Here is a 15229-nt window from a genome sequence, read left to right on the forward strand (position 1 = left end):
TTAAAATACTGATTATCAAATTATTGTAAAAACGTTATTTTTTTACAAAATTTGTAAACGAAAGATAATTGTTAAAAACTTCAAGGGATTTGTGAATAAGTATGACTTTCATTTTGGAGCAAAAAATGCAATCTTTGTAGGAGTTGTTCTTAACAATTAATTAACTCTCAAATAACATCTATTTACCGTGAAAATTACCCAAATTATAAAAAGAGACTCCGAAACTAGCAATTTTGAGTTAGACAAAATTACAAGAGCCATTGAAAAAGCAATGATTTCTGTAAACAATGGTACTTTACAAGACGCTATTGCAATTACAAATATCGTTAACGGTACTTTATTAGAAAGAAAATTAAATGAACCTAACTATATACCAACTGTAGAGCAGGTTCAAGATATCGTAGAATATAAGTTAATGGACAGTCGTTTTCGCGATGTTGCCAAAGCTTATATTTTATATAGAGATGAACAGGCAAGAAATAGAAAAAGAAATATTTTCGAAAAAAGATTAAACTTAAAACCTTACGATTATCCTGAATTAAATGAATATGTAGATGCGATTAGACACTCTTATTGGATTCATACAGAATTTAATTACACGAGCGATATACAAGATTTTAAAGCCTATTTAACAGAGGTAGAAAAAAACGCAATAAAAAACACAATGTTGGCAATCTCTCAAATAGAAGTTGCTGTAAAAACATTTTGGGGAGACATTTATAAAAGAATGCCAAAACCAGAAATTGGTTCTGTAGGCGCTACATTTGCAGAAAGTGAGGTAAGACATCACGATGCTTATTCGCATTTATTAGAAATTTTAGGGTTAAACAACGAGTTTAAAAACTTAAAGAAAAACCCAGTAATTATGAGACGTGTTAATTATTTAGAATTGGCACTTAAAAACGTAAATAGCGAAGACAATAAAGAGTTTTCAGAATCAATTATCTTGTTTTCATTATTTATAGAACACGTTTCTTTATTTTCACAATTTTTAATAATTATGGCTTTTAACAAGCATAAAAACGTGTTAAAAGGAATTTCTAATGTAGTAGAAGCCACTTCTAAAGAAGAGCAAATTCATGGAGATTTTGGTATCGATGTTATTAAAATTATAAAAGAAGAAAATCCAGATTGGTTCGACGAAAGCCACAGCTTATTAGTACAAGAAACTTGTAAAGAAGCCTATGCATCTGAAAGCAAAATAATCGATTGGATTTTCGAAAAAGGAGAATTAGATTTCTTACCAAAAACAGTCATCAAAGAATTTATTAAAAATAGATTTAATAAATCTTTAGAAAGCATTGGCATCGATAAAGTATTTGATACAGATGAAGCATTATTAGAGCAAACAGATTGGTTTGATGATGAAATTATTGGCACCAAACACGGCGATTTCTTCGTAAAGAGATCTATTAACTATAGTAAAAGAACAAAAAGTATAACTAGCGACGACTTATTTTAAACCATGAACCAAACAACGACAAAAACTACAGAACTTACAGAGCACGAAAGATTAATTCAAGTAAGAAACGCTTCTAGAAAAGAAATGCTTGAAAATATGAAAGAACCTGAAATTACATGGCTAACAGAAAATAGCCGTAAATTTTTAGAGTCTGGATATTTAACAGGAGATACCACTCCAGAGCAAAGAATTCGCGAAATCGCAGACAATGCAGAGCGTATTTTAAAAAAACCCGGTTTTTCCGACAAGTTTTACAAATATATGGCTGCTGGATTCTTTTCTTTAGCCTCGCCAATTTGGTCGAATTTTGGTAAAAAAAGAGGGTTGCCAATTAGCTGTTTTGGCAGCCATGTTGCAGACGATATGGGAGATATTTTATTCTCGCAATCAGAGGTTGGTATGATGTCTAAATTAGGAGGAGGAACCTCTGGTTATTTTGGTAAGTTGCGTGAAAGAGGTGCAGAAGTAAAAAATAATGGATCGTCATCTGGTTCGGTTCATATTATGCAATTGTTCGAAAAAATGGTAGATGTTGTAAGCCAAGGTTCTGTGAGAAGAGGTCGTTTTTCTCCATATTTACCTGTAGATCATCCAGATATTAAAGAATTTTTAGAAATTGGTACAGAAGGAAACCCAATTCAAGAATTAACACACGGAGTTACAGTTGGTAACCAATGGATGGAAGAAATGATTGCTGGCGACGTAGAAAAAAGAAGCATTTGGGCAAAAATTTTACAAAGAAGAGGCGAAATAGGATATCCATACATACTCTTTAGAGACAATGCAAATAATGGAACCGTAGATGTTTATAAAGATAAAAATCTTGAAATTTATGCAAGTAACTTGTGTACAGAAATTATGTTACCCTCTAACGAAGAGTGGTCTTTCGTTTGCTGCTTATCATCTGTAAACTTATTGCATTACGACAAATGGAAAAATACAGATGCTGTAGAAACCCTAACCTATTTCTTAGATGCAGTAATGCAAGAATTTATTACAAAGTTAGAAGTTTATAGAGATTCTAAAAACAGAGACGACCAATTTACGTTTCGTTTTATGGAAAAAGCCTATAACTTCGCAAAAGACAACAGAGCTTTAGGTTTAGGAGCCTTAGGTTGGCATTCTTTATTACAATCTAAAATGTTAGCATTCGATAGCCCAGAAGCCTACGACTTAAACAGCGAAATTTTTAGAGTAATTAAAGAAAAGTCTTACAAAGCATCTGAAGAAATGGCGAAAGAATATGGAGAGCCAGCAGTTTTAAAAGGATATGGAAGACGTAACACCACCCTAAATGCCATTGCACCAACAACATCATCCGCATTTATTTTAGGACAAGTTTCTCAAGGAATTGAGCCAATTTGGTCGAACATTTACGTAAAAGACATCGCAAAAATTAAAACAACCATTAAAAACCCAATCTTAGAAAAAGTTTTAGAAGAAAAGGGAAAAAATACCAAAGAAGTTTGGACGAGCATTAGAGATAATGACGGTTCTGTATTGCATTTAGATTTCTTAACAGAAGCAGAAAAAGATGTTTTTAGAACCTATTCAGAAATCGACCAAAACGTAATCGTTTATCAAGCTGCAAACAGGCAAAATCATATCGACCAAGGACAATCCATTAACATTATGGTGCATCCAGATATGCCCATTAAAGATGTAAATGCAGTATATATAAACGCATGGAAATTAGGTGTAAAATCGATGTATTACCAACACAGTATGAATGCTGCACAAAAATTCAAGCAAAAGAAAGAATGTGCTTCTTGTGAAGGATAATGTAACCATTGTCATTTCGAGCGCAGTCGAGAAATCTTAATAATAAAAGTTCGTAGAAAAAGAGAAGCAGCAATGTTTCTCTTTTTTTTAACACTAAATTATACCATTTACCATTTGAAAATCCTGTAATAAATTGCCTTTTTTAAAGAGCGATTCGTATTTTTGAATGCATCCCTCCGTTTTATACCAAAATGAATATTTAAAAAGTCCAATAGTTAGAGAAAATATATTCTTGAAATGTAAAAACGAGTAGAATAACAAAAAACATATGAGTATTTCAAGTTTCTATTAGAACAATTTAAACAAGATGGGCGACTATTTAACCCAACTCCTACATCTCCCCCAACTAATATTAGTAATAATGGCTTAGGTTTTTTTCAAGCTTCTTCCTTTATAAAATCTAAAAAAAAAATTGAATGAAACATACTTTTTTAGTTTTTAAACTGGTAAGCACCTATATCAGCAGGAAGTGCTCTTTGTAAACCTTTAATATCAAAAGGAACTTCTTGGGTAATATTAATTTTTGCTTTATTTATAGCGTTTGAATTAGCATCAATTTCTAAGTTATTTGATAAAAAATCTTTAAAATCTACATTGCCATTTAAAATAATATCTTTATAAATACTAATATTAGTGAAATCAAATAGGTGGTTATTCGTAAAATTACCTCCCGTATCATCAAATTTAATAATGGAGTTTTGGAATAAATAATTAAAATTTGCTTGATCATCAGATTTTTCTAAACTTAATTCGATATTATTATTTCCAAAAATGATGCTATTTGAAACTATAGCTTCGTTTAAGTTCAATACGACTATTTCTTCATCTTCTCTTCGAAACACATTATAATTACTTAGTATAAAACTAGGAGTATTTCGTAAACTACTATTCCAATAATTTGCAAAAGTAGAATGTTTAATAATATAACTACCGCCTGAAACACCTGCAAAGCAAGAAACACCTGCATTACTTATTACTAAATTTTCTGCTTCTATGTTAGCATTATTTCCCCAAATTCCTAAAAAAGAACTATTATATATTTTTGTGTTTTTAATTATAATATTGTTGGTATTACTTCCATCTCCAAAAATATTTAATCCAATACTTGCATTTTTTATATTTAGATAATTAATCTTGTTTCCAAAACTTTTAGTTCTAAATAAAATTTGCCCCCATTGACCAGGAATATTATCAAAATCTGATTCTAACCTATCTCCTTGAAATGTAATTTCAGTTTCTTCTTGTCCATCTACGTTTAAACTTCCATTAACCTCCATTTTTGAATTGTTATTGATAATTAATCCTGAATTTTGATGAAAATATACTTTAACCCCTGGATTAACAATAAGAGTTTTTGCGGCATTACTTTCATCACCAACTACCATATAACCATAAACTACATAAGGTTTTTCATCTGTAAATATGAGTTCGCTATCATTAAGAAATCTTCCTTGAACTTCAGTATCTACTCCGTCAATAATTATTGTTTCAATAACTCCATTACTCTTAGATGGGTATAAAAAATGAGCATCTTGAACTAAGGTTATCAACGTTACTGACTGCATATTATCACCACTATCAAATAATAACCTATCTTCATAAAGAGGCGTACTTACTTGAGAATAATCAATTGTTGTTTCTACAAAAACAAAAATACTATCCTTTGCTAAAATATTGATGTTTTCGAAATCTTTACCAGTTATACCATCAACATTTAAACGATAATTAGAATCAATTCCTTTTTCTAATCTTATTTTTGGGATGGTAATTGCATTATTACTTCTATTGTAAACCTTAAAAGAATAAGTACTTGAACCAATATTAGTAAAAACTGTGTCTAAAAATACAGTATCTTTAGAAAATTCTAGTTTCCCAGTATTTAAAATAGTATCAAAATCTTTACGACAGGAACTAATAATAATTAAACCAAAAAGAAAAAACAATAATAAAAAGGTTTCTTTCGATTTTATTTTCATAATTAAAAATTATTTTTGAGTTATTAACTTAATTGATTTTTATTAGATTTTCGGTCAATTATTTTACTTTTTTTACTGATATTTCATCTCTTCTATCCTCATTTTTCATTAATCTTTGGAATTGGACACAATTATCCCTGGACTTCTATACAAATTGTTTGAGTAATACGTTTAGTTTCTGTTTTATTTGATTTTGATATATTGGTTTTGCTTCTACCATTCGAGTTATTTTTTTATGGAAAATACTGTCCTTGAATTGAGAGTGATTTATTCTAAAGCAAAACTCATCTAAATAAGCTTGAAGATGCCATTTGCTTACATGAGTTGGTATTGCTCTAAGCCACGATTTAACTTGGCTTATAACTATATGTAATTGTTTAAAATTAGCACCATTATTACTGTATCTCTGCTTCAATATTGTAGGTTTCTTTTAAAGGTTCATATCCTCTCCATTTATCTGTTATTATTTTAGCAGAAGTGCTTAGTGCTCTTCGAATATTGGCGTTAAAGATTTTGCAGAATAGTCATCAATAGACTTTATGTAAACTCTTTTTACTTTATTATTATCCGTCAATTCTACTGCCATTATTGCTTTTTTCTTTTTAGAATTATAACTCCTACCTGGTTTGCCTTCTTCTTTTCCTCCAACTGTAAATTCGTCAACATAAATTAATATTTCTAATGGGTATTGCTGACTACTTTTTATGAACTTACTTACTTTTCGACGCTGTTCCTTGTCGAATACTAAAACGCTTCCCCATTTGAATACTTGAAATGCTTTTACTACTTGTACTCATTTCAAAAGCGACACAAAAGGCTTTTTGTAAACCAAACTTAACCTTATGAAACAGAGTGTATTTGCAGTTGCGCTTTCTACTTGATGACAAGCGTAAAAATGATAATTGTATCCTGTTTTTTCACAACCTTTTTTATGTCTAGATTTACTAAACGTAAAACCATCCTGCTATTTTATTTTTGCTAGATAAGCTTTACAAGCATCATCATTTGGTAGTTCTTTTATAAAGTTTAGTATATCTTGTCCTGCAATTTGACCCATATCCTTGTTTTTTAAGGTTCTAATGTACAGAAACTAAATGACTAACTCAAAAAAATAATTTTCACCTACACAAAACGATTAAAATGTAACTATTCCTTACTGATGTTTACCAGTTTTATTTTGAAGCATTAAGTAAAAAAAAGGTTTATTATGGTAAATTCAATTTACACCAAAATGAATATCTAAAAAGTCCACTAGTTAGAGAAAATATACTCTTGTCTTGTAATTGATTTGACTAATTCTTTAGTAAGATTTTCGGACTTATTGGAGATAAAATCTACAATTTGTGGTATTGATTTATAGATTCTGTTTGTAAAGGCTCTTTTATACCAAGCCCATATTTGTTCTGCAGGGTTTACTTCTGGGAAGTATGGAGGTTTAAGATGATATTATCAGGAATTTTAATTTTTTTAGCCTTATGAAAAGCCGCATTGTCCACTACTATGACTTTAAGTTCGGTTGGATTTTCTTTGGATAATTCATTCAAAAACAACTCAAAAATATCGGCATTACAGTTTGGGTATTCCAGTAAAAACTTATCTCCGGTAATTGGAGAAAATGCACCAAAGAGATAGGTCGATTTAAACACCTGTTGAAAAGGGCAAATTGGCTTAACGCCTTTCACTGTTATAGCGCGCCCATTTTTGGTAAACATCCCAAAAACGACTCTCATCTTAAAAATAAAGATGGATGCTTTTGTAAGAACCTCGTTTTTCTTTTTCGACGCAAAACTAGATTTTTATAAAGATTACCCTAACGAGAATAGCTGTAAGTTGAGGTTTAAGGAAGTTAGAGACAAGCAAGGGATTATGGACTTTGATTATTCCTTCATAAGCATACAATCACGCCTTGTTAATTTGCGACGCTCACAAATTTCAGGAATCGTTTTCATTTATTTTTTTTGAACTTTTGAACTTGTCCAATACCCCATCTGAATATATACCTAATGGATAGCCAATCTTTTCCATATTTAAGCTTGGCTGCATAATTATCAATAATACCAGCTTTATTCATTTTTTACATACGCTCGGCAACAGTAGGGGTAAACAACCCTGTCTCCCTAGCTATATCTTTTAATGAAATTCTGGAATTATAATCATTTTAAATATAACAGGTCTAGTGATTATTGCTTTTTTACTGAAAAAAATGTAAGTATTCAAAATAAGTTCGACAAATCGACAAATATAGCAATCTTTCTTTATTGCAAGATTACAAGAAGAATTAACTTAGGCACTTAAGTAGTAATCCATAAGAAGTTAAGTATCTTGTTACCATTGCTTTATAAGAATAGTTAATTAAAGTACTTACTAATGTTATAAAAATGAAAATACCAATGAAAAAAATGAAAATACCAATGAAATTTTATACAAGCAAGTTTTGGCATACAAGAAACTATCTGCTGTTTACTCCAATTTTTTGTATGTGTGCATTATTTACTCCACATATAGTAGAAGCACAGGCAATAAAGGTTCTTACTTCAGGTAGGTCTAACCTAGCTAACATCAATATTAATAAACCACAAGGAAGTTTTCATCAAGACAATAAGCGTTCGGTTACTGTTCTTTTGGATGAGGGGGGTTTGTGCACGGCAACACTTATAAATACGGTCAATCAAAATGGCAAATATTATTTATTAACAGTTGCGCATTGTCTTCTAGAATATATGGTTGGTGATTTATATCCTGCCTATTTAACATTTAATTATGAAGTACTTAAGCCTTCACGGTCAATAGCAGAAGATAATGAACCCTTGTCCTATGGGGTGTTATTAACAATAAAAGACATATTAAGGGAAGATGATTTGGCCTTGCTGGAACTTGCTCCCCAAAGTTTAGGTTATCCTGATTTTATTGACAACCTATATTTTTCTGGGTGGTCAAGAGACAAAACTTTCTTACCGATATCCGTAATTGGCCATCCTAAAGGCGATGTAAAGAAAATATTTAAAATTCCTGACGGCGCTGCATATCAAGAAAATTTTCTTAGGGAAGAACCAGAACATGATTTTTCTTATGATTATCTTGGGTGGTATGTGACCCATTATGAAGACAATATTGAAAAAATAGAAGAAGGAGCTAGTGGTTCTGGTCTTTTCAATAATGAAAATCAAGTAATTGGGGTATATTCATTTGGTGATGGCGATGATGACGAAGATGGAAGCGAACTCGGCAGTGACAGCGAAACGCATGATCCTGATGTATATTCTTTATTAGCTAATGCATGGGATTCCTATGATGAAGGGGATACTCCTTTTCAGAATTCATTAGATCCAGATCATACTTATGCTTCAACCATTCCTGGAGGATATGGATTTGAAAGGGGAGAGTTTCAAATCAATAGCGATCGTTTTAATCTAAATATTGCCCCTTCCCAAGTTTTAAAAACTCCAGATATTGGAGAAGGTGGTGCGACAAGTCAGATGATGAAACTTGATTTGGCAGAATTTAAAAAATTGTTATCAAAAGATGGCCCTGTAGGAGGTGTCTATCTAATAGATGGAATGGTTAGTTTTACTATTAAGACTTATATAGGAGATGACCCCAATAATCCTCAGATACTTTACTCTTCAGAGGCAGATCATACCGGTTTACGTACAGGGGATTTTGAAGAAAAAAATCAGATGCTGAGTCAGGATGTATTTAACGAGATCCTTCAGGCTCGCAATCAAACGATAGAATCTTTAGAAGATTATAAGTACGATTTGCCAGTAGTTATAGAGCTTAAGAATATATCTCCCTATGATGAAGCCAATATCCGCGCTTTAAAGATCCCAGGATCGGGTTTCCGTAATGCCGTCGAACTGTTCAAGCCTGAAGAGTTTAAGGCATTGTATAGAAACCCCGATTATCCTAAAAATCGAGGGCTGGAAAGTCGTCAAACTTATATCGATTCTCTAGCAATAGAAGTGTCTATGCCTCAAGGTGGCTATACAGAAACAGCTTCTTTTAAAACAGAAAACAATGGAGGTTATGTCAATTTAATACAGCATCATTTTCCTTATCTACAACCAGGCTCAGAAGTAGAAATTACATTCTCCCCTAGGGCAGAAGAAGGTAGTACCATGCATTACAGTATCTGGGTTGATTACAACAAAGATTACAAGTTTGATGGGTTGGGAGAACATGTCATTACAGATATTACAGGCACTCACCAAGAAGAACTGACAACAAGTTTTCTTATTCCTGATGATTTTAGTGCACCTGTTGAAGGAATCAAGACAAGGATACGTATAGCCATGCGAAAAAATGCTCCGCCACCTTCTGATGGATCAGGTACCTATGATATTGGTGAAGTAGAAGACTATACAGTAGTAATCTACCCTAAGAATAACAATTCTGCTCTGTTAGCCACGGCAGTAACATCAGATGTCTCCAGTCCAGCCGTTTTGGTCAATACCAAAGGGCAATGTGCAGCGGTAAGCGGAGACAGGCTACAATGGCTCTCTTATCAAGACGCAGAAGGAACAGTAAACTATTCGGCGTGCAATCAAGTATTGGTAGATAAACCTTCTAATAATCAAGGATATACCGTAAACTTTTTTAAGAAGAAAAAATACTTGAGTATAGACCATCTAAGCCCAAATACTTTATCAACATTCAATACCAATACAATTTTATCTAAAAGCCTTAGAGTAGTTTCAGATACAGTAGCGTTAAAGCTTTATAGTTTTACAAAAACCGAATCAGGCCAGTCAATCACTTATTATGGTTTTGAAGATCTATACAATAAAGAGGCATCCTTACCTTACCGATTACTGCCTGTATCAGGGTTAGCCCCGTCGTCAGGGGAGCAAAGTAAAAAAATAGCTCATTCAATCAATGCCAATGCCCTTTTAGCAGGTTCAATGTCAGCGGGTAGTATAGTAGCTGGTTTAACGGCCTATGGTATTTTTCAGAAAGTTAATAAGCCAAGGGGTACAGTTAGAGGCATAGGCAGAGAAGAAAACATAGAGTTGGAAGATCGCCAGCAATTAATTCCAGATCGAGAAGAAAGTACGGGAACACAAGGTACAGAACTCAGGCAGAGAGTAAAATCAACCAAAACCAATATAGAAGAGTCCTGTGAAACCGAGTTATAATATAATTAAACAGAAATAATCAACTATACAATATACAAAAATGAAAAAAAATAAAATAAAAATTAGTCTCATCGTTTTTTTGACTATGTTATGTGCCATGAGTACTTCAGTCTTCGGGCAGGAACTCTGTACAAGTTGCGAATGTGAAGGAGAATCAAATACGAAGTTTTCAGTTGATATTGGAGAAGAAGGTGGCGAAATGGGTTTTTCCGAAGGAGAAATACTAGGAGCGGAAATAGAAGGAACTGTTGAAGGAAGTCTAGGAGTTGCAGTAGATATAGAAACTGAAGCCTTGGCCGCAATAGGTGTTACAGATTTAGTGTCAGGTGTTACTGGAGCTGTAGGGGCATTGGGGTTTATAGCATTTGAGGCTTTCTCAATATTCGAAGGAGAGCGTATGTCACAAATTCATTATGACCATAATGTAGCAAAGATTATGCACGGAGGAGACTTTGAATTTCCTATGATACCTTCCATGCATATTTCAGTAGAAGACTTAAATGCAGACTCAAACCGTTTTTCCGGAATGTTTTATCTTGAAAAACATATGGGAAGTGAGAACGTGCTTACGTATCTTAAGGAAAATAAAGCAGACCGACATGTAAATGAAGTATATAATATTTCTAATTTCAATACGCATACCTCGTATGCTTTTTCAACGTTTAAAGATACCATTACGGGACCAGAAGGGATAAAGGATAATGTAATTACATATAAGTATAATGTCCCTGATTTTACATTTTATACAGAAAACAACAGACTTTATTATAGATATACTGCTTCGTGGAAACATAAACAGAATTATACATGGAATAGATCCTATCGTACATATGATTCTGATAGTGACGATTATTATACAGTTTTTCATAACTATAAAATGGATACGGGGCATAGTAAGCTTTTTGAAGGAGAGGTACAGGTTTGGGTCGCTAGGTTAGAGGAAGACGGCACGTATTATACAGTAGATGGTCCACTATTACCTAGCACGTTACATGTAGAGGATGTCGGGGGTAGATTAGCAATAAGGATAAAAGACTTATCCCTAGGCAGGCCAGAAACTCCGTGGTATTTAATATTCAATATTGAAAAGCCATTTCATTTTATAGGAAGTACATTTGGACAGTATTACTTAGGAAGAGGTAGGACTTTCCCTGAAAATTATGATCCAGCCAGAAGTGATAACCGATTTACTTTAACCAAAACGTGGGGGCCTGACTCGGACACCCCTGGTTTGGTAACCGTAAGTCATGATGCAGCTCTTAGTGAAGAAGATTCTGTTTTTTACCCGGATACAGATAGTAACGACCCGATTAATCCTAGACCTGGAGGAGTTAGTCCACATACGCATTTTGAGGGTAGTCTATTTTTTGTTAGATTACTTGATTACCAAGCCAGGGATACAGAGGAAAGTATTGCTGAAAAAGAGGCACAGGGTCAGGAAGCAGATGTAAACGTATTCCCTGAGATTTATACTACATCGCAAACGCAGTTTACCTCAGGTTCAGTAATTGCTCCTGAGCCTGGAAAATCGAACCTTCATTTTGATATTCCTTACACAATAGGTCCCAAAAAAGATATCGATTTTATAGAGTTGGAGGTGTTAAATCATCCACATACCATAATTATTGATTTTAAGGGAGATGTAAATAGTGAAACAACAAATGTAATTGATGCATATGTGAATAGTAAAACATCCACAAATAACACGTTGGTAGTTAAAGGAGTTAATGTGCACTATAGGGGGACTTCTTATGAAGAACAACATATTGTTAATAACAATATAATTTCTTTTGGTGTAGCAGGTGAAGATGCTAGCTTTATGCTGTTAAATGTTCCTATAACCGGAGGTGATTTAGTAGATGTTAAAACATTTTATACCAATAATTCTTTTTCCAGAAAATTGGTTAAGATGAATGCCGTGACTAACAATATAGTAAAGCGAGGCTATTACCATATTAAAGAATCCCATGGTATTTATAGCCCTGCAAATCATTTCTTAAAAACAGATGAAGAGGGTGTAAAAGTTTTTAAGCAAAGTACAAGCTCTCAAGATTTAAAACCTGAATGGCTGGTAGAATATCAAGCCGATGGCCTTTATGCTGTTATGGATAAAAATAGTAAGAAAGCATTGGGTATTGTTAACGGTCAGATAGGTGTTTATAACTGGAATCCAGATAATGAAGCATTGTATTGGCAAATAGAATTTGAGAATAAAGATATACGAGGTAATTATCCAATAAAACTTATAAATAGCAGCCAACAAGCCTATTTAGCAACACCAGGACATAGTGTACAACAAGGAGAAACCGATCTTGTTTTCAATTTCAGTAAAGGTAATACGTTTTATTTGGAACGTGTATCAGCTGCAGAGCCTGTTTATGTAGATAAAAAGGTATGGTTGGTCAATAGACATAACAACCGTGTTCTTGGAGGCAATAAAAGGAATGTAGCCAAATTAGAGGTAGCTGATAATGAGCCGATTACAAATCAAAAGCTCGATATAGTATACAGTGGTTGTTTAACCTATGCTATACAAGCTACAAGTACCAAAGAATTCTTGTACAATGATAGGGGTTTACTGCAATGGCATGAGGACAAGGCTACTGTATTTTCATTGAATAAGTTAGACGCAGCAAGTGATTTCTTTACATTAATATCAAAAAACCAGCCCCTTTTTAACGGGCAGTCTTCAGCTACTAATTTAAGTTTAGACACCAATGAATCGCCTGATTTGACAGACTATAGATACCATTTCAAATTATCGGATAAAGGCAGTAAGATAGATTTATTGGCACATTATAAACTAGATGATGGCTCAACGGACAGTTCGGGAAATGCCTATAATGGCATGCCTCTTTTCGGATATTTTAATCCAGACTATGTTAACGATCCAGAAAGAGGTATGGTTGCCCATTATAGTACAGAGGATCATCAAGTTGAAGTCCCATATAACTTTGATCCCAACACCTATGAAGGTGATTTAACAGCTGAAATTTGGATGAAAACCAACATCCCGCAATATGGAAAAGTACTATTTAATTTTTCGACATTTAGATTGGAACTTGTACATACACAAGGGGTAGAATTAGCTGTAAAAAAGAGAAATAATATAGGAGGGATTTATGATGAAAGAACAACAGTATCTAACACAGGGGTAATTGACAACAATTGGCATCATTTTGCCGTAGTTATTGATACCCAAAATAGAGGTTTAGTCGATATAAAAGTATATCTTGACGGAAAAGAAATTATAAATACAGTTAAAACAGAGATCGTAGAGCTTCAATCAGTTGCCAATAACGATACCAATATGTTTATTGGACATTCCAACTATGGCAATGTAGATAGAACATTTAGAGGCTATCTTGATGATATGAAAATTTGGAGCAAAGCACTAAGCCCACGAGAAATTGAAACCAATTATGTTGGTTCGGATTTATTGGTGCATTACGAGTTTAACGACAATGCAGAAGACGCATCAGGTTATAAACGTCACGGAATCAATAACGGGGTTATCTACGTAAATGATGGGGAGCGCGGTAAAGTAGCAAAATTTGATGGTGTTGACGATTATATAGATACGAACTTTGATTTCCATCCAGATGATTATGAAGGCGAGTTAACTGCTTCTGTTTGGATGAGAACCGATGATTGGGGTGATGCCTATGCCCGTCTTTTAGATGCAGATTCTTGGTCCATGACCAGAGCTTTTAGAGATAACGGGGTCCGTTTTTATACTTATCATAATAATACGGATGGACTCTATTATTGGTTAAAATACAATCCTAACCCTCTTGATTTGAACTTAGTAAACTTAGCAAATAACGATTGGCATCATATTACCATAGTTATGCAACCTAATGGCAATGGAGCTACTTTAAAAGAAATCTATATTGATGGTTCTTTTGTAGGTGCAAATAATGTTAGCCTTCCATTTAGAAAAAGAGAGGTAAAATCATTAATTGGTAAGTGGTCCCAAGATTATAGTAAAAACTATAAAGGTTATATCGATGATGTAAAGATTTGGAAGAAAGCACTAAGTAGATCGGAAGTGTATAACGAGTATCAAGACACACGCTTAAATCTTGGGGAGAATTTAGCCTTGAACAAACCAGCTACGCAATCCTCTACTTATACTTCTGCTGAGGCTTCCAGAGCTGTTGATGGAAACATTGATGTAAAATATACCAACAACTCGGTAACCCATACAAATTTAGATGCTCAAGCTTGGTGGGAAGTAGATTTAGGCCAACTGGCAGACATTAGTCACATAAAAATTTTTAATCGTTTAGATTGTTGCTCTGACCGATTAACCAATTATCACATTTTTGTTTCTGATGTCCCTTTTACCAGTAATACCCTGTCGGATACTCAAAACCAAGTTGGCGTGAGTGATTATCATAAAACTGGACAAGCCAGTTTCCCGACTAGAAATGATGTTAACCGCACTGGGCGTTATGTGCGTGTTCAATTAGAAGGAACTAATTATTTAACTTTAGCAGAAGTACAGGTATTTGGAAAATTTGTTTCTAGCTTAGCCAAATTTGCCTTAGAGATAGATAAGGGAGTGGTAAATAATGTTGAAGAAATACCTCTAAAGGATTTGATAATTTATCCGAATGCCTCTGATGGACATTTCAATATTGATTTTGGCATTTCCAAAGTAACCGATGTTACCTATAATATTTATAATCTTTCTGGTCAACTTTTATTATCAGAAAGAAAAGTCTTTAACAGGGTAGGTAATCACAGATGGGAAATTAATGCAAGTCAGTTATCGGACGGGATTTATATTTTAGAAACGACTTCTGATCTATGGAAGGAAAGAAGACGAATAATAATAAAATAAAGTTTCAATCCTTAATATTAAAAAT

General features: G+C 33.4%; 6 protein-coding genes and 1 pseudogene. 4 read left to right on the forward strand and 3 right to left on the reverse strand.

Annotation, left to right across the window (positions count from 1 at the left end):
• The first annotated feature begins 187 nt into the window (after positions 1 to 187).
• Positions 188 to 1462, forward strand: a complete 1275-nt coding sequence (locus tag JL193_RS07620; RefSeq protein ID WP_207973214.1) for a ribonucleotide-diphosphate reductase subunit beta — start codon at positions 188 to 190, stop codon at positions 1460 to 1462.
• A gap of 3 nt (positions 1463 to 1465) precedes the next feature.
• Positions 1466 to 3244 carry a ribonucleoside-diphosphate reductase subunit alpha gene (locus JL193_RS07625; protein WP_207973215.1) on the forward strand — a complete coding sequence of 593 codons (1779 nt, stop codon included), beginning with the start codon at positions 1466 to 1468 and terminating at the stop codon, positions 3242 to 3244.
• Positions 3245 to 3675: 431 nt separating this feature from the next.
• Here JL193_RS07625 and JL193_RS07630 read toward each other — a convergent pair whose 3' ends face one another.
• The 3 genes and pseudogenes from JL193_RS07630 to JL193_RS07640 all read right to left on the reverse strand — a co-directional run bounded on the left by JL193_RS07630 (position 3676) and on the right by JL193_RS07640 (position 6932).
• The gene (locus tag JL193_RS07630; protein ID WP_207973216.1) at positions 3676 to 5220 is read right to left on the reverse strand and encodes a hypothetical protein; all 1545 of its coding nucleotides are present in this window, start codon (positions 5218 to 5220) and stop codon (positions 3676 to 3678) included.
• Positions 5221 to 5365: 145 nt separating this feature from the next.
• Positions 5366 to 6277 (reverse strand): annotated as a pseudogene (locus JL193_RS07635) (IS1595 family transposase).
• Positions 6278 to 6632: 355 nt separating this feature from the next.
• A complete protein-coding gene (locus JL193_RS07640; protein ID WP_207973217.1) occupies positions 6633 to 6932 on the reverse strand; it encodes a transposase in 300 nt (99 codons plus the stop codon).
• A 666-nt stretch (positions 6933 to 7598) separates the two neighbouring features.
• Here JL193_RS07640 and JL193_RS07645 point away from each other — a divergent pair.
• Together JL193_RS07645 and JL193_RS07650 are read left to right on the forward strand one after the other, a co-directional pair.
• On the forward strand, positions 7599 to 10355 hold the full coding sequence (locus JL193_RS07645) for a GEVED domain-containing protein (protein ID WP_207973218.1): 2757 nt from the start codon (positions 7599 to 7601) through the stop codon (positions 10353 to 10355).
• Positions 10356 to 10395: 40 nt separating this feature from the next.
• Positions 10396 to 15204, forward strand: coding sequence for a LamG-like jellyroll fold domain-containing protein (locus tag JL193_RS07650; protein WP_207973219.1), 4809 nt, complete (start codon positions 10396 to 10398; stop codon positions 15202 to 15204).
• Positions 15205 to 15229: the final 25 nt, after the last annotated feature.

Source organism: Polaribacter batillariae, from assembly GCF_017498485.1.
In the GTDB taxonomy this organism is placed as follows: domain Bacteria; phylum Bacteroidota; class Bacteroidia; order Flavobacteriales; family Flavobacteriaceae; genus Polaribacter; species Polaribacter batillariae.

What these genes read in the sequence shown, in the direction of transcription:
- JL193_RS07625 (WP_207973215.1), top strand. Translation starts at nt 1,466, where the DNA reads ATGAACCAAACAACGACAAAAACTACAGAACTTACAGAGCACGAAAGA.
- JL193_RS07630 (WP_207973216.1), bottom strand. Translation starts at nt 5,220, where the DNA reads ATGAAAATAAAATCGAAAGAAACCTTTTTATTATTGTTTTTTCTTTTT.
- JL193_RS07640 (WP_207973217.1), bottom strand. Translation starts at nt 6,932, where the DNA reads ATGTTTACCAAAAATGGGCGCGCTATAACAGTGAAAGGCGTTAAGCCA.
- JL193_RS07645 (WP_207973218.1), top strand. Translation starts at nt 7,599, where the DNA reads ATGAAAATACCAATGAAAAAAATGAAAATACCAATGAAATTTTATACA.
- JL193_RS07650 (WP_207973219.1), top strand. Translation starts at nt 10,396, where the DNA reads ATGAAAAAAAATAAAATAAAAATTAGTCTCATCGTTTTTTTGACTATG.